Annotated in this window: 17 protein-coding genes; 3 read left to right on the forward strand and 14 right to left on the reverse strand. The window is 54.3% G+C overall.

What is annotated here, in order from left to right; all coding sequences use genetic code 11:
- The first annotated feature begins 25 nt into the window (after positions 1-25).
- A complete protein-coding gene (locus G7069_RS08690; protein WP_240912545.1) occupies positions 26-1,420 on the forward strand; it encodes a class II fumarate hydratase in 1,395 nt (464 codons plus the stop codon).
- Here the strand turns inward: G7069_RS08690 and G7069_RS08695 are convergent.
- The 7 genes from G7069_RS08695 to G7069_RS08725 form a co-directional block, all read right to left on the reverse strand.
- Positions 1,404-2,102 carry a YggN family protein gene (locus G7069_RS08695; protein ID WP_166296591.1) on the reverse strand — a complete coding sequence of 233 codons (699 nt, stop codon included), beginning with the start codon at positions 2,100-2,102 and terminating at the stop codon, positions 1,404-1,406. The genes G7069_RS08690 and G7069_RS08695 overlap by 17 nt on opposite strands.
- 23 nt (positions 2,103-2,125) lie before the next feature.
- On the reverse strand, positions 2,126-3,166 hold the full coding sequence (locus tag G7069_RS08700; RefSeq protein WP_166296594.1) for a hypothetical protein: 1,041 nt from the start codon (positions 3,164-3,166) through the stop codon (positions 2,126-2,128).
- Positions 3,163-4,026 (reverse strand): ABC transporter ATP-binding protein, encoded by an 864-nt coding sequence (locus G7069_RS08705; protein WP_166296597.1) that lies wholly within the window; start codon positions 4,024-4,026, stop codon positions 3,163-3,165. Before G7069_RS08705 ends, G7069_RS08700 begins: the two co-directional genes overlap by 4 nt.
- Positions 4,023-4,394: a GntR family transcriptional regulator gene (locus G7069_RS08710; protein WP_166296600.1), complete on the reverse strand. Its 372-nt coding sequence runs from the start codon at positions 4,392-4,394 to the stop codon at positions 4,023-4,025. The genes G7069_RS08705 and G7069_RS08710 overlap by 4 nt, the downstream gene beginning before the upstream one ends.
- A gap of 5 nt (positions 4,395-4,399) precedes the next feature.
- A complete protein-coding gene (locus G7069_RS08715; RefSeq protein WP_166296603.1) occupies positions 4,400-4,633 on the reverse strand; it encodes a hypothetical protein in 234 nt (77 codons plus the stop codon).
- Between the two features lie 99 nt (positions 4,634-4,732).
- Entirely contained in the window at positions 4,733-5,701 is a 969-nt protein-coding gene (locus G7069_RS08720) for a threo-3-hydroxy-L-aspartate ammonia-lyase (RefSeq protein ID WP_166296606.1), read from the reverse strand.
- Positions 5,702-5,749: 48 nt separating this feature from the next.
- The gene (locus G7069_RS08725; protein WP_240912546.1) at positions 5,750-6,916 is read right to left on the reverse strand and encodes a PQQ-dependent sugar dehydrogenase; all 1,167 of its coding nucleotides are present in this window, start codon (positions 6,914-6,916) and stop codon (positions 5,750-5,752) included.
- A gap of 135 nt (positions 6,917-7,051) precedes the next feature.
- Between G7069_RS08725 and G7069_RS08730 the strand changes: the two genes are divergently transcribed.
- Positions 7,052-7,948: a cation diffusion facilitator family transporter gene (locus G7069_RS08730; protein ID WP_166296609.1), complete on the forward strand. Its 897-nt coding sequence runs from the start codon at positions 7,052-7,054 to the stop codon at positions 7,946-7,948.
- Between the two features lie 87 nt (positions 7,949-8,035).
- On the forward strand, positions 8,036-8,782 hold the full coding sequence (locus G7069_RS08735; RefSeq protein WP_166296612.1) for a TerC family protein: 747 nt from the start codon (positions 8,036-8,038) through the stop codon (positions 8,780-8,782).
- 621 nt (positions 8,783-9,403) lie between these two features.
- Here the strand turns inward: G7069_RS08735 and G7069_RS08740 are convergent.
- The 7 genes from G7069_RS08740 to G7069_RS08770 all read right to left on the reverse strand — a co-directional run bounded on the left by G7069_RS08740 (position 9,404) and on the right by G7069_RS08770 (position 14,926).
- Positions 9,404-10,540, reverse strand: a complete 1,137-nt coding sequence (locus tag G7069_RS08740; RefSeq protein WP_166296615.1) for a zonular occludens toxin domain-containing protein — start codon at positions 10,538-10,540, stop codon at positions 9,404-9,406.
- Positions 10,537-10,824, reverse strand: coding sequence for a DUF2523 family protein (locus tag G7069_RS08745; RefSeq protein ID WP_166296618.1), 288 nt, complete (start codon positions 10,822-10,824; stop codon positions 10,537-10,539). The genes G7069_RS08740 and G7069_RS08745 overlap by 4 nt, the downstream gene beginning before the upstream one ends.
- A 3-nt stretch (positions 10,825-10,827) precedes the next feature.
- Positions 10,828-12,366, reverse strand: coding sequence for a hypothetical protein (locus tag G7069_RS08750; RefSeq protein WP_166296621.1), 1,539 nt, complete (start codon positions 12,364-12,366; stop codon positions 10,828-10,830).
- A 64-nt stretch (positions 12,367-12,430) separates the two neighbouring features.
- Positions 12,431-12,841, reverse strand: a complete 411-nt coding sequence (locus G7069_RS08755) for a hypothetical protein (protein ID WP_166296624.1) — start codon at positions 12,839-12,841, stop codon at positions 12,431-12,433.
- Between the two features lie 55 nt (positions 12,842-12,896).
- Complete coding sequence (locus G7069_RS08760) at positions 12,897-13,112, reverse strand: hypothetical protein (protein WP_166296627.1); 216 nt, start codon at positions 13,110-13,112, stop codon at positions 12,897-12,899.
- A 273-nt stretch (positions 13,113-13,385) separates the two neighbouring features.
- Positions 13,386-13,661 (reverse strand): hypothetical protein, encoded by a 276-nt coding sequence (locus G7069_RS08765; protein ID WP_166296629.1) that lies wholly within the window; start codon positions 13,659-13,661, stop codon positions 13,386-13,388.
- Positions 13,658-14,926, reverse strand: coding sequence for a replication initiation factor domain-containing protein (locus G7069_RS08770; RefSeq protein WP_166296632.1), 1,269 nt, complete (start codon positions 14,924-14,926; stop codon positions 13,658-13,660). Before G7069_RS08770 ends, G7069_RS08765 begins: the two co-directional genes overlap by 4 nt.
- Between the last annotated feature and the right edge of the window lie 53 nt (positions 14,927-14,979).

Genomic DNA, 14,979 nt, shown 5'->3' on the forward strand with positions numbered 1-14,979 from the left:
GAACCCATCAGGATTGGAGTGGGTCATGGCGACAAGCAAAACAGGGCGTTCAAATGCACGCATTTTGTCGGACAGCATGGGGCAAATTGAAGTGCCGGCAGAGGCGCTTTGGGGTGCGCAAACGCAGCGTGCCGTTGAGAATTTTGATTTATCAGGTCAGCCCATGCACCCTGAGTTTATTCGCAGCTTGGGCATGTTGAAAGCGGTCGCCGCGCAAGCCAATGCCAAACTGAAGTCCCTGCCCATACGGACCGCTCAGGCGATCGAGCGCGCGGGCTTAGAAGTGGCCAGCGGCTACTTTGACGCGCATTTCCCGATCGACCGCTACCAAACCGGATCGGGCACGTCGACCAACATGAATGCCAATGAGGTGATCGCAAGCTTGGCTTCGCGCGCCATGGGTAAACCCGTGCATCCGAACGATCAGGTCAACATGGGCCAAAGTTCAAATGACATGATTCCCACGGCGATGCGCGTGTCGAGTGCGTTGATGGCCTCGAATGGCCTGTTGCCCGCACTCGTGCATCTGAGAAAAACAATCCTGCGCAAAGCGCGCGGCTACACGCGTGTCGCCAAGACCGGGCGGACCCACTTGATGGATGCCATGCCCCTGACCGTGGCACAAGAATTGAATGCGTGGGCAGCGCAAATTGCATCCGCCGAAGATCGCATCAAAGACAGCCTCGTGCGCGTCAAGCGCTTGCCTGTCGGCGGGACTGCCATAGGCACCGGTGTCAACGCACACCCACGCTTTGCCACGGAGTTCGTGCGCGCCTTGAATGCACACGGTTCGGTGAAGTTCGTGAGTGCCGGTAATAAGTTCGAAGGCATCGCGGCGCAGGACGATCTCGTTGAACTGTCGGGGCAATTGAATACCTTGGCCGTGGCGCTCATGAAGATTGCCAACGATTTGCGCTGGATGAACTCCGGACCTTTGGCCGGTCTCGCGGAAATCGAACTGGAAGCACTGCAACCCGGGAGCTCCATCATGCCGGGCAAGGTCAATCCGGTGATTCCAGAAGCCGTGGCAATGTGCTGTGCCCAAGTGATGGGTCTGCACACCGCGAACACTGTCGCGGGGCAGAGCGGCAACTTCCAACTCAATGTCATGTTGCCCTTGCTGGCCAACAATCTATTGGACGGCATTGCGTTGATGACCAACGCGGCCTACGCGATGGCGGATGACGCGATTGACTCTTTTGTGGTCAATAAAAAGAAGATTGATGAGGCGCTGGCAAGAAATCCGATCTTGGTGACGGCGCTGAACCCGGTCATCGGTTATGACCGCGCAGCGGCAATTGCAAAGCGCGCCTATAAAGAAGGGCGACCCGTGTTAGAGGTCGCCCTTGAAGACAGCGGATTGGATCGAGCGGCACTCACGCGCTTGCTCGATCCGCTCAAGCTTACGGGTCAGATCTAACGACTACATCATCCTTCCCGCAGTCGTCGATTTTGCCTTGCGTGATGTTCGCGTAAGGCTTGAACTCCGGCATGATGCTCGCCAAATCTTGCTGGGTCTTCATCATGGGGGTCAGGTTGCCACAAAGGATTTTGGCTTGCGCCTCCATTTCTTTGCCTTTGGCCTCCATCTGGGCTTCATAACGATTGCGTGCTTCTTCGCCACCGAGAATCATGCCGGGGATGCCGGAGATTGCTTCGTTGGCCAAGTCCGCACCTTGAACGCCCATGTTCATGCCGGCATTGGCAATGTCGATGATCTGATTGCGGTACTGCATCAATAGCGCACGTTGTTGTGGATTCGTGCTGACCGTCTTGCCTGCGATAAGCAAATCGCCCGTCGGGCTGATTTCGGCGGTTGGCAGGTTCGAATCCGACTTCACATGGACGCCGTTGATGTTGATATCGCTACCGCCATTGATGGAGATGTTTTCCTTCGCCATCTTTTCCCGGGCTTCAGCAATGGCCTTTGCAGCTTGTCGACCGAGCTCGCTTTGTGGAATGGCGTGGCCATTTGCGTCCACTTGTCCTGCCGTGCCTGGGGCGGTTGGCGGTGCGGGTGGTTGCGGCGGGCTCGGCGGTTGGCAGGCGCTCAACACGGTGAGCGCTGCAACGGTGGCGAGGCTGAGCAAAGTTTTGTTCATAGTCGTCTCCAAAGATGTCTTGATCAGCCTTCGTCGCGGAAGCGACGGAGGCGGATGGCGACGTAGATCATGGCAACACCTGCAACAGCGCCGATCCACAAGGACGGATTCATCAGCAAGTCTGTGCCTGAGGTTTGCAGCACAGCTTCACGCAAGTTGAAGTCCTTGTTGGGGGTGAAGTTGCCGGTACGCGCCAATTCAAACACGTGACTGCCGGGGAAAGCGCTGGTCAAGGTGCGTACTGCAATATGCTTCCAGTACCAGCTGTCAGACACGTTGAAGATGCGCAACAGGTTGAACCAGGAGATCAGGACACCGACGAACAACGGGATGCCGACGGCCCACAAGAAGGGCACACGCTTGGCCCAAGCTGACACCATCAACAACCAACCTGCAGTCGGCAAAGCCCAGAGTGCGTAAACCGGAATCCACAGCAGCATGCTGCCGACAATCGTCACGTAGTCCAAGTTGGCCAAGTACAGGACGAAGGGGTTCACACCGTTCAGTGCCAAGAAGCCGCAGAACATCAACATAGAGCCCAGCATCACCACGATCGCTGCAAGACCGGCAATCACAGGCGCAACGACCAATGCTGTCAGCACTTTGGAGATCACCGTTTCCGCATCAGAGACCGGCAACGATTTCCAAAACAAGACACTCTTGTCTTTGCGTTCTTCGAACATGGCGTTAACCAGGTAGAAGAAGACCACAAAGCCGAAAACAAAGATGGGCCATGTGGCAGACATCATGGTGAAGCCTGTCAATGCATCGCGCAGGTTCGAAAGCTCTTGTGCATTGGCCTGCGCAAGTTCACGCGCCCAATCAGACTTGGAAAAACCCGTGTCACCATTGATATGAATCATCTTGTTGTCGCGTTGCATGACGCTATGCAATGCACCGCCGCCAATCAATTGGAACAACAGGAAGATGCCGCCGGAAATGAGCGGTGCCCAAAAGAAACCGCCCTTATGTTCCCAGAACTCGCGCTTCAAGAGCAGTTTCAAGGTGTGGGTTTTGTGCGATTGCGAACGCACCAAGCTCGGATTTTTAATCATCGTGTTCATGCGTAGGTTCCTTTCATCGTTGCGACGAACAAGTCGGCAACACCGGGAGTCCGTGATTCACCTAAGGGATTCAATTGTTCGGCGGGCACGTTGTCGAACAACATCACCGTCTTGCCGAACGGCATCGCGCGTTCGCTGATCGGCTTGAGTGCGCGACCTGCATCCATCTTGTCGGCGTCGACCAAGACTTCAGTGAAGCGCTCAGACAGGTTTTCCATCGTGGCATCCAGCACGATCTTGCCTTCTTGGATGAAGATCAAATCAGTGAGGATGTGCTCGATTTCTTCCACTTGGTGCGTGGTGATGAGGATGGTCTTGTCTTCATCGAAGTAGTCTTCCAACAAGCGTTGGTAGAACTCGCGACGGTACAAAATATCCAAACCGAGTGTGGGTTCGTCGAGTACCAACAACTTGGCATCGATGGCCATGACCAATGCAAGGTGGAGCTGCACGATCATGCCTTTCGACATCTCTTTGACCTTCATTTTCGGGGTCAACTTGGTGTTTTCGATGAACTTGTTGAAGCGTGCGCGATCAAAACGCGGGTGCACACCTTCTACAAACTCAACAGCCTGGCCGACCGTGATCCAACGCGGAAGCACCGCCACGTCGGCGATGAAACACACGTCATTCATCAGGTCGTCGCGCTCGGTCATCGGGTCGCGACCCAAGACTTTGAGCTCGCCTTCATACGGCACGAGGCCGAGGATGGACTTTAACGCCGTGGTCTTGCCCGAACCGTTCGGACCGATCAGGCCGACAATGCGACCCTTCTCAATCTTGAAGTTCGCGTTGTCAACCGCGTTAACCCCTTTCTTATAAGACTTCTTGAGTCCCTTGGCTTGAATGACCTGACTCATGTTGCACCCCATTTTGACTTCGGATCGAGTAGTTCGCCCAGGTCAAGCCCGAGCAAGTGAATGCGTTCCAGAACAACCGGCCACTCTTCCTTGAGGAAGCGGTCGCGTTCGCTATTGCGCAGTTTAGTGTTGGCGCCGTCTGTGACATACATGCCGATACCGCGACGCTTTTCGACCATGCCGTCGTCCACCAGTTCTTGGTAGGCGCGAGAGACCGTGATCGGATTGAGTTGGTATTCGGCCGCGACTTGACGGACGGAAGGCAAGGCGTCACCCGGTTTGAGTTGACCTTCGAGCATCATTGCGATGACCTTTTCTTTAAGTTGGCGGTATATCGGGCTGCCATCGGCCCATTGAACGGGAGACATTTCGCTCAACCCCCTGAGGTGAATGAAAAGAACGGCATGGTGAGGTGATGCCGGGCGAGTGTTTGCTTGCGTGCTGTTTTTTGCTCGACGACCCCAGCGTTAGACACTGGGCGGGCTTCTGCCGAGCGATTACCCTCGGCCATGGCCGGGACGATCGCAGCGAAGACCGTTGCGACGAACAACAACAAGAAGGCGGGTTGGGTCAGAAGCTTGAGCGCCTTTCTAGCTGGGGTGTTCATGGAGCCATCCTGTTGGAGTGGTGTTGTATTGAACTATAACACCAACACTGAACATGTCAACACCGAGAACACCCAACTAAAGACATAGTCCATGCGTTCTCAGCTAAGTGATTGAATTAACGAGGAAAAGCGCGCGGCATCGACGTTTCCACCGCTGATAATCACGCCTACTTTGGCGTTTTTGGGCAGATTTAGCGTATGGGAAAGCAGGGCGCCGAGCCCTAAACAGCCCGTAGGTTCGACCCAAAGCTTCATCCGTTCAGCATGACATTGCATCGCACGGATCAAAGTGACGTCATCTACGGCTAGAACGTCGTCGACCAGGGCACGAATGATTGGAAAGGTGAGGGCACCGAGAGCCTGTGTTTGTGCGCCATCGGCAATGGTTTTTGGTGTGTCGATGCGTACGATTTCACCTGTGCGAAAACTTTGTTGCCCATCGTTACCTGCGAGTGGTTCGCAGCCATACACACGAATCGTTGATTGCATCTGTTTTGCAGCGATGGCCGTGCCGGACAACAAACCGCCGCCCCCTAACGGTGCACAAATGGCATCGAGATCTGGCACCTCTTCTAACAACTCCATTGCGGCGGTACCTTGCCCTGCGATGACATCTGGATGATCGAAGGGTGGTATGACCGTCATACCATTCGATGCAGAAATTTCATTGCATATGGCATCGCGATCTTGCGTGTAACGATCATAGAAAATGACTTCCGCACCGTAGCCGCGTGTTGCTGAGATTTTCATGGCAGGTGCGTCGAATGGCATTACAACTTTCGCAGGCATCTCCAACAAACGCGCGCTGCATGCGATGGCTTGCGCATGATTGCCGGAAGAGGCGGTGACTACGCCACGCTTGCGGGCGTCCGGGTCAAAGTGCGACAGCGCATTGTATGCACCGCGCATTTTGAAGGCGCCGACGCGCTGAAAGTTCTCGCACTTGAAGTAAACCTCAAAGCCCAACTGCGCATTGATCGCAGACGATGTGAGAACAGGCGTTCGTTGAATTGCGGATCGAATCCGTTCGGAAGCGGCAACGATGTCCTTGAATTCGACTGCATGCATCGATTGAAACCTTGTTATCTAGAGTGCGCTTTACGTGGCGTGGAAACATCAGGGTGCCATGCGAAGTAGTTTCGCATCATTGCCATCTTGCAACACCCAGAGGGCACCGTCCGGCGCTTGCGCGAGATCACGAATACGTTCGCCCATATCGATGCGTTCGACCTCGCGTGCTGTGCCGTTTTCTACGCGCACGCGTACGATGGCTTCAGACGACAAGCCGCTGATCAATGCATCGCCCGTCCAACTCGGAATCAGCTTGCCGGTGTAGAACATCAGACTTGAGGGTGAGATCACCGGTGTCCAAGTCATCAAAGGTGCTCTGAATTCCGGGCGCGTCTTGTGATCCGGGATCGAGCGTCCGCTGTAGTGGTCGCCGTCCGACACAATGGGATAGCCATAGTTCTTACCGCGTTCTATGACGTTGAACTCATCACCCCCACGCGGACCCATTTCATTCTCGTAGAGCTTTCCGTCCTTCGGATTGAAGGCCAAACCCAGAATGTTTCGATGGCCGAGTGTCCAAACTTGCTTTGCAATGTCACCCTGATCGGCGAAGGGATTGTCGTTCGGTACTGAACCGTCGTCATTCAATCGCAAGATCTTGCCGAGATTGGTGTTCATGTCTTGCGCGGGCGTGAACTTCTGCCGTTCGCCTGACGAAATAAACATCTTTCCGTCAGGCGAGAACAAGATGCGATGGCTGTAGTGACCTTCGCCGGAAACTTTAGGCACCTGCCGCCAAAGCACTTGACCACCTGTCAGCTTGCCATCGCCTTGCGCGTCGGTTTCAAGGGTGGCTCGGTAGACCACCGCACCGCGCGTATCGTCAGAACCTTTCTCTACAAAACTCAGATAGACGCTGTGGTTGTAAGCAAAACTGGGATGCAAGACGACGTCGCCTAATCCGCCTTGGCCGCCATAGGCGACGCTGGGCACACCAGAAACTGTGCCGACATGACCCGTCTTCGGATCGAACAATTTCAGCTGACCTCGTTTTTCCGTCACGAGTAGGCGGCCGTCGGGCAGAAATGCCATTGCCCACGGTTCGTCAAAGGTTGCGAGTTCCGAGCGCGTGAGCCGGGTTGAGCTATCTGCGCCATTTGTCTTCGATATCACGGGCGATGTGTCACTGGCTGCGCCGTTTTGGCACGCTGCAAGCAGCAGGCCCGACATCAAGACGGGAAGGGCGACAACGCGGAATTGACTGGGGTTCATGGCGTCTCTCCTTGAGCATCAGATAGTGCGAGACAAAGGGTTAAGCCGGTGTGCGCGTGATCTGTAATTGTGTCCGTTTTTAGCCCTGCCTAAGATGCGGTTTACCACTATCAATCTCAGGTCAGGAGACTTCACATGGGTGCAGGGCACGACCACGGCGGCGGCGAAATCAAATTCGAAAGACCTCTGTGGTTTGCATTTGTGCTGACAGCCGGCTTTTTGATTATTGAAGTCGTCGGCGCCTTTTGGTCCAACAGTTTGGCGCTCCTTTCTGATGCTGCGCATATGGGTACGGATGTGATCGCCTTGGCGATTTCGTTGTTTGCCGTGCGCATGAGTCGGCGCCCGGCAGACGCGAAGCGCACCTATGGTTACGCACGCATGGAAGCCATCGGTGCGTTGATCAACGGCGGCTTGCTGTTTGCCGTTGCAGGGTATGTGCTTTGGGAAGCAGTTGGGCGATTCATGTCGCCCCCTACCGTTGCTTCGAACGCCATGCTTTGGGTGGCTAGTGCGGGCTTGGTGGTGAACTTGATTTCGATGCGCTTGTTAAAGGCAGGGGCAGGGGAGAGCCTCAATATGAAAGGCGCTTACCTCGAAGTGTGGAGTGACATGCTTGGATCCGTGGGCGTCATCATCGGTGCCCTGGTGATCAAGTTCACGGGTTGGACGATCGTCGACCCCATCCTCGCCCTCTTGATCGGATTGTGGGTACTGCCGCGAACCTGGGTGCTCCTAAGGCAGTCCGGTCATATATTGATGCAGGGCGTCCCAGATGGCTTGGATTTGGATGCTGTACGGCTTGCGCTCACACAACATCCTGCGGTGACGGAAGTGCATGATCTGCACGCGTGGGCATTGGGATCGAAAGATGCTGTCTTGACTGCACATGTCGTCATGGAAACCAGTGCAGGGAGTCCAGATGCGTTGCGCGACGCACTTCAGACCCTCTTGCATGATCGGTTCGATATCGAACATGCCACCTTGCAGATTGAGGCTTCGCATTGTGGCGGCCACGATCTGCATCCCTGACATTCGATCGGAATTTGAACGGATTTCTAACGCACGTCAACACGCTTTTCCAGCATCATGGGCGCTATTCCCTCATGATCTAAACCTATGCTCGAGATGTTCTCTGATCCACAAATTTGGATCGCGCTCCTGACCTTGACGGCCTTGGAACTCGTCCTTGGTATCGACAACATCATTTTCATCTCCATTCTTTCGGGCCGTTTGCCCGAATCTCAACGCGATAAAGCGCGCAAAGTTGGCCTCGCGTTGGCCGCGATTACGCGTATTGGCTTGTTGTTCGCGATTAGCTGGATCATCGGACTGACAGATCCGGTGTTTAGTGTGGCAGGACATGAAGTCTCCTGGCGGGACATGATCTTGATTGGGGGTGGCTTGTTTCTAATTGGCAAAGCTACGCATGAGATCCACAACAAAGTGGAAGAGGCGGGCGCGCCACTGGAGCCGTTCTCGGCATCTGCGACCTTTGCCGGCGTCATTGCCCAGATCATGGTGCTCGACATCGTGTTCTCGTTGGATTCGATCATTACCGCGGTCGGCATGGTCGACGAACGCTGGGTGATGGTTACAGCGATTCTGATTTCGATTGCCTTCATGGTGGGCTTTGCCAAGCCGCTGAGTGACTTTGTTGAGCGTCATCCGACGGTCAAGATTTTGGCTTTGGCATTCCTGATGATGATTGGCTTGGTGCTGATCGCGGATGGCTTCGGCATGCACATTCCGAAGGGCTACGTGTATTCGGCGATGGCGTTCGCAGTGTTCGTTGAGCTGATCAATTTGTGGCTGCGCCGTCGCGAACGTAGCGCGGCGGGGAAGCGCACTGCTTTGGACAAATGAGCCAGCTAGGGCTGACTTAGCTAAGGTCTAAGATGAGAAAGGTTCTGGAATTCGTTGGTTTGACAAACATTCGGGATTGATGCTGTACGGGTTCTGGGATATTCATGATTTTACATAATATGCATTATGCGAACTTATGGGCAAGATTGCTGCATTGCACCAATCTTCTGCGCAGAGCATTTACGCGGTTTATCGCAGTCTGGCACGCCATCAGGAATGCCGACAATGAACCGTCCGCCCTGCTGGCCTAACGGTCACAAATGCCCTAACACCTGCGCCTATGCACTTTACCGCCGCGAGATCTTGAACCACGAGGATCTACAAGGCCACTGGAACGGCTGGAAGCTGCGCGGTCTGCACCTGGTCAACCCACACGGCGAACGCGTGCACGTCCAAGCATTGGACAGGCTCATGTATCGACACCAACGCCTAGAAGCTAGAACTCGCTTGGCGAAGGTGTCCAGAGAGCAAAAGCCGGTCATCGGGGATGGTGTGTAACCCGACGCGGTGAACCCTCGGGCTGCGCGAGAAGGCAATTGCGCCCAGGGTGTAAGGACCGAATCAAGAGAACGACGATAGCCCTATTCGGGCTATCTCTACGGGGGCACCCCGTAAGCCCCGTCAGCGCATTGGACCGAGCGAGGACCCGACGACTTGACCAGGTGGGTCACCAGCTGGCGCGTTCACGGTAGATGCGGAGGTAACCGGAATAGCCGCGGCCGCAGATCCTAATGCCTGGGAATTAGAGCCGGAAACCCTATTCATTTCAGACACTTGCGGCGTGTTAACTTTCGGCTCTTTAAACGGGTTGTAGACAGACCCGTTTTTTGCCATCACGGAACACACATCGAAACCGATCTCGTAACGTGTCCCCTGCTCCGTCAGACACGTACAAGACGCATCGCGATACTTGCCGACACCATCAAGACCAGGGCCTGAGCTCATGCAGTAGATCTCAGGCTTTGAGACCACAGCGCGAGCATCGTAGATAGGCGCCGACCAAGGAGCAGCTGCAAGACGCGGGATCCCGAGCTTTGCGTATTCCTCAGGGGTTGTCTCTTTAGTGATTAGCGAGGACGCCGCGCCCGCCTGCCCCGCTACGCTAGCGACAGTCGCGGCTCTTTCGGCTTTAATTTCAGCGATCTTGGTTTCAGCACGGTGTTTCGCAAACCACACACCAGCAGAAACCAATGCAGCCATAAGCGCGACGAGCTTGACCCAACGCGGGATCTGAATACCGCCGGTTGTATCAAGCGTGGTCGACGTATAGAAGTCGAAAATCTCTTTGTCACGAACCCACGTTGTTTTGTCATTGGACGACGCTTTAGTGTTGCCTTGGTATTCCGTCCAATGCTTAACGTCTGTCTTGCGTGACTTCCAGATTTTTTCGACGTGGTAATGATCCTCAACAAGGCCACGCAGAAACCAATGCAGTTGGAGAGGCTGCTGACATATGAGAATGAAATCAAAGCCTCGATGACGATGGCGAGCGAGAGCCTCGATGTGAGGTGGCACTTTAGAACCAGGTGCAGCACTCGGGAAAATCCCGTAGGCCTCGTCAAGAAAGAACACAGAGCCATCGGGATACGATTCCCACTCTTTTGGATCTGGTAATGCCTTAAAGCCGATTCGGTCGTAGTCAAGATCTTTGACGCCCCACGCGTAGATCTCGCGACCTTCTTTAAGCAACTCACGTGCTTTGGTGAGTGCGAGTGCTGTCTTGCCTGCACCAGGCTTGCCCGTATAAAAATAAATCATGCTGGTAACTTCTTCAAAAAAACCTTGGCGGCTGCGTTTGCAGCAAGCGCAGAAAGAATGATGGTGAACGCCTTATCTAGGCCAAGAGCGCCGAAGTAGGCAACGATGATTCCAGGCAACCCACCAACTTGCGCCTGCACTAGCGCTTTAAGTTGAGGAAGCACCAAATTGTTAGTAGCAAGGCCGATACCCATCGCCAACATCAACCGACCAACAAGGGTGGGCAAATAGCGTTTAGCCAGGTCAAGCAGCAGCGCACCAGCGGCAAAAAGAATCGCGGGCATAAATTAATCTCCTTTCTTGCCGGCAACGATGTAAACGCCGGCAATGGTGGCCAACACCAGAACGATTGCGTAGATGGCCCGGATGTAGTTGCACCACTCAGGCGGCGGATTAACCAATGCCTGAGCAAACTCGGACGACATACCACCCGTTCCACCCATAGCTGAAAGCGCGGGACAAGAACCGGAACCGCCTACGAAACCGCCTTGGTCTAGTTGAGAACCGTCATTGGGTCCGCTGCCCGTGCCATCGGCCCAGAACTTGCCATTGCCCTGGGAATCGTTAAAGACGTTAGACGCGTCTTTATTCATGTCCTCAACTTCCGTCCAATCAGGTTGGCCGTTGTCATTCGTGTCGGCGGAACAACGCGCAAGCCACGCCTGTTGAACTTGGGCGCATTGAATCGAATCACCAGAACAAGACGGAGCTACTTTGCAGTTTCCACCGCCACTAGCCTCGCCTTTATCTTTGTCCTTTGAATCGTCCTCACCCTGTCCGTTTTCTTCGGTCGGCTTGCCTTCGTTTTTTGTTCCGGCGTCAGCGCCCGAATTGGTGATGTACGTGGTGATGGTGGTGTTACTAATCGTCGTGGTGTTGTTAACCGTTGAGGAGTGCTCTACCGAAACGCTCCCCTGTTTGCTTGCTGTATCGCCATTTGGAAGCGCAATAGTCGGTGCGCCCTCAGTAGTGCCAGGCTTTTTGGTTTGCAAGATAGAGCCGTCAGTTTTTTGGCCCGTTTCCCCTGGCGTCCAACACAATTCACGACCTTCATGACCGGAAGGACAAACGCGGCCATCAGGCATCATGCAGGCAGTCTGATTGCCCAACTGCCGACAAACCTCTTTCGGCTTCTCTTTCTGCTTCTCGGGCGTCTCCGTGGGCGCAGAAGGCGCGACGCCACAGACATTGCCCGTGTATTCCCACGAGCCGGAGAACGTCGTTACATCGTTGTACAAGCCATTTGGTGACCAGAGCCGTGTTTTTCCCTTTTCGCTGCCGCCACTGAAACCCATTTCGCATGAACCAACACAGTCAGTCGTGCTGGTCTTAACCTTTTGACGCTTGCCAGGATCACCGACATAACCAGGATCGTTCGGATCTGAGTTGCGCTTGCTGCACTTCTCCGGCGTCATACATTGACCAGGGCGAAACGGATCAGGGGGCATGCCGTTGCATTGATCTAACTTTCCGAAATACCACTGGTTGCGGACGAACGAAAATTGATGGTTCGGCCCGTAGCTGTAATAGCCCCGCTCGGGGTGTGTCGTGTCAGTGTTTACCTTCTGGCACGAAGAATTCGGGTTAAACCCGATGCCATTTTGCGCGGCCATTTGCTGTTCTTTTGCAGCAGCCGCGACGCAGTAGTTTTTAGCTTGTACGTCAGAACAACCGGACTCAACGCTAGTACAGGCATTTGCATCGAATGCCGTTTGTGCGGACGCGGTATTCCACCACGTTGACACCACGCCAATTAGTACGGCAATGACCAAATAGACAATTTTGCGGACGGCAGCACGGCCCGCTTCACGTGCTAGCCAATTCACTTAATCATCAACCAAACGGCAGGAAGAAGTGCAAGAAGCACGAAGTAACCCATGAAATCTTCGATCATGACTGGTTATCTCGGAGAGCTTGCTCATCATGGCGCTCTTGTGCGGCCTGCAAAGCATCAAGTCGATCTGAATAACTTTGCTGTTGGTCTACACGGTCCAGATAGGCCCTGTAATCAGGCACAGACATGCCAGCAGATTTTGCGGCGCTGGCTTCGCCGATCGCCTCGTATTCCTTAGCCGTCTTTGATGACGTGCGATCAGGTTCAGCGGCTTTCTTTGAGCCTTTGATTAAGAAAATAATGCCGATAACCGCAAGCACAACGATGCCGATGGCGAGGAGCTCGCCCTTATCGACACCGGAAGAAAATCCAGACGAGAGAACCGTTGCAGACGTACCACCAGTGCCGGTGCCAGTACCGCCGCCAATCTCAATATCGCCACCACTCCCAGGCGTTTGATCGTCCATCGAAAAACCCTCAAAAAAAAGGGGCACGTTTGACGTGCCCCAATGGAACTACGGATTAGCCAGCGCGACGAGCGGAGCGGATCAAGAAGATCACACCGCAAACGCCAAGCACGATGCCGCCGATGACCATCAATTCCGACTTATCGACACCAGCCGAAAAAGCGGTGGAGAGGCCGGTCGATTGAGCCGACGCCATACCAGCAGCGGCGAGACCCGTAACGGCTGCGCCAGCTTTTGCAACGGCCAGTTTGGCCTTTTGGAACTTGTTCATTTGAAACCCTTTTTTTAAGTGGATGAAAGATGCCGACCTTGTTTAACGAGAAAACCGATAGCCCAACATCCGATGATGAGAACCGCGATTTCCGCGCCTTCTACTGCGCTTAGTTTCGGCAAGCCACTAGGCGCAGGCCCGTAGAAAGGAGCAGTGCAAAGCTGTTGTGTCGCGTCGTAGTCTTGCGGCTTACAAAACAACGTCAAAAGAACTGGATCAGACATAACAACTCTCTTTTGTCGCCCACCCCTACGGGATGGACGACTTTTTTAATTACTTGGAAGCAGGAGCCGGAGAAGCCTCACGAACGAGCTTCATTTCAGGGCGTCGTGCAAGTTTCAAACCGCCGAAGTCGTCAAGTGAAACTGCGGCTTCGAGGTCTAACTCATATTCCCCTGGCTTGTACGGATCGGATTTACCGATATCAATTCGACCCTTACCGCGAAAGATCGGATTTTCGTAAACGCAGTCTTGTGTCCGAATGACGCCAGAGCGGTCACCCTTAGACCATTGCTTTTCGTGAATTTGAGGCAGGATGGTTACTTTCATGTTGATGATTCCGAAGATGATTCAGTGGGATCGTTTGATACAAAGACGTCATCCCACGTTGGACGCCCTGTCTTTGCCCATCGAGGAACCTTTTCAGTTTCTAGGCGCTCAATAAGCTGAAGAAATGACTCCCGATCTGGTGCGAGGAGTCGAAGTTGATGGAACGTTGCGCCGTACATTCGGCGAGCGTGTCGCATGACCGATTTAATGCAGGCTTTTGACGCTTCGCCGGTAACCTCTAGGCGCTTCATGCAAGACGCAACGAAATCTAGGCACTCAAATGCGCCGCGCATATAAGCCATCGGGTCCGTGAGAATGTCGAGCGAGAGCTTTTTACGCGTAGAACTGCGGAACTGGAGCTCCCACCGAACCCACGGTGATTCGCGGTCGCCTAGTTGTTTGCCCTTCTCATAAACACGAAGCTGTTTCTCGCTGCTGCTATTCCCGACATAAAACGTGCAGCCTTTACCGCTGCCCTTGTCGTTGAACTCTTTTGCCTCTGGACGCTTCATTTCAGGGCCGAATTTGTAATCAAATTCGCCGAGGTCCCACATGCACTCAGCATGCTTCACTGAATTGACGCCAAGAAAATCATCGTAAGCAACGTCAACGCGTGTAAGTTGCGCTCCAACGCGTTCGAGCTTCGCTCGAAACGCGCACCACAGCTGCGCGTGGTCTGCGCTCGCGTTTCCACGCTGTTCAAAAAGTGAGCAGCCGAGACCGGTTAACTCAATGCGAACGGATGGCCTGCCCGTGTCCTTGCGTAACGTCAACGATCCGCCGAGCTCAATCATGCCGCATGGCTGGTCTTGCAAATTGCGGAGCATGTAGCGGTAGGCGTAAAACTTGCCTGGACCGGCGTCCCTCGAAAGCTGCATAGCGCAGCCCTCGAAGAAGTATTGGAAAACGTCTAAAGCGCAAGCGCGGACGTTGGCATCGGCGGGGACAAAAACGTATTGACTGCCAACAACGAGCTCGCCGTTTTCGTCCGCTTCAGAGCCTTTCGGCTTTGGCTTGGGGCCGAAACACTTCAAATGCTCGCCAATGGTCTCTAGATCCCGCCAGCTATACGTGTCCGACACTTCACGGAGCACATCGAACAGATCCACGCTTCCGGCTACCCAGTCGATACCAGCCCACGTTTTCATGCCTTCGGGAGAGTCGACTCCCCTGTTAGACAAGGGGAGTCCAGTCAACGCCGTTCCGGCGTCGCCTTGAATGCATCCCGTATGGGGTGAGGTGTTCAGGTTCGGGGCATCAAACACGGGAAAGCCCCTGCGCTGCTCGCAGCGCGGCACCTTCAGAGATGACCAGAAGC

Source organism: Lysobacter sp. HDW10, assembly GCF_011300685.1.
Taxonomy (GTDB): Bacteria; Pseudomonadota; Gammaproteobacteria; order Xanthomonadales; family Xanthomonadaceae; genus Solilutibacter.

Excerpts from the sequence above, each read along its gene's own strand:
- G7069_RS08725 (WP_240912546.1), bottom strand. The coding sequence starts at position 6,916 with ATGAACCCCAGTCAATTCCGCGTTGTCGCCCTTCCCGTCTTGATGTCG.
- G7069_RS08730 (WP_166296609.1), top strand. The coding sequence starts at position 7,052 with ATGGGTGCAGGGCACGACCACGGCGGCGGCGAAATCAAATTCGAAAGA.
- G7069_RS08695 (WP_166296591.1), bottom strand. The coding sequence starts at position 2,102 with ATGAACAAAACTTTGCTCAGCCTCGCCACCGTTGCAGCGCTCACCGTG.
- G7069_RS08690 (WP_240912545.1), top strand. The coding sequence starts at position 26 with ATGGCGACAAGCAAAACAGGGCGTTCAAATGCACGCATTTTGTCGGAC.
- G7069_RS08755 (WP_166296624.1), bottom strand. The coding sequence starts at position 12,841 with ATGGACGATCAAACGCCTGGGAGTGGTGGCGATATTGAGATTGGCGGC.
- G7069_RS08735 (WP_166296612.1), top strand. The coding sequence starts at position 8,036 with ATGCTCGAGATGTTCTCTGATCCACAAATTTGGATCGCGCTCCTGACC.
- G7069_RS08700 (WP_166296594.1), bottom strand. The coding sequence starts at position 3,166 with ATGAACACGATGATTAAAAATCCGAGCTTGGTGCGTTCGCAATCGCAC.
- G7069_RS08715 (WP_166296603.1), bottom strand. The coding sequence starts at position 4,633 with ATGAACACCCCAGCTAGAAAGGCGCTCAAGCTTCTGACCCAACCCGCC.
- G7069_RS08765 (WP_166296629.1), bottom strand. The coding sequence starts at position 13,661 with ATGAAAGTAACCATCCTGCCTCAAATTCACGAAAAGCAATGGTCTAAG.
- G7069_RS08740 (WP_166296615.1), bottom strand. The coding sequence starts at position 10,540 with ATGATTTATTTTTATACGGGCAAGCCTGGTGCAGGCAAGACAGCACTC.
- G7069_RS08720 (WP_166296606.1), bottom strand. The coding sequence starts at position 5,701 with ATGCATGCAGTCGAATTCAAGGACATCGTTGCCGCTTCCGAACGGATT.
- G7069_RS08710 (WP_166296600.1), bottom strand. The coding sequence starts at position 4,394 with ATGTCTCCCGTTCAATGGGCCGATGGCAGCCCGATATACCGCCAACTT.
- G7069_RS08705 (WP_166296597.1), bottom strand. The coding sequence starts at position 4,026 with ATGAGTCAGGTCATTCAAGCCAAGGGACTCAAGAAGTCTTATAAGAAA.
- G7069_RS08760 (WP_166296627.1), bottom strand. The coding sequence starts at position 13,112 with ATGAACAAGTTCCAAAAGGCCAAACTGGCCGTTGCAAAAGCTGGCGCA.
- G7069_RS08745 (WP_166296618.1), bottom strand. The coding sequence starts at position 10,824 with ATGCCCGCGATTCTTTTTGCCGCTGGTGCGCTGCTGCTTGACCTGGCT.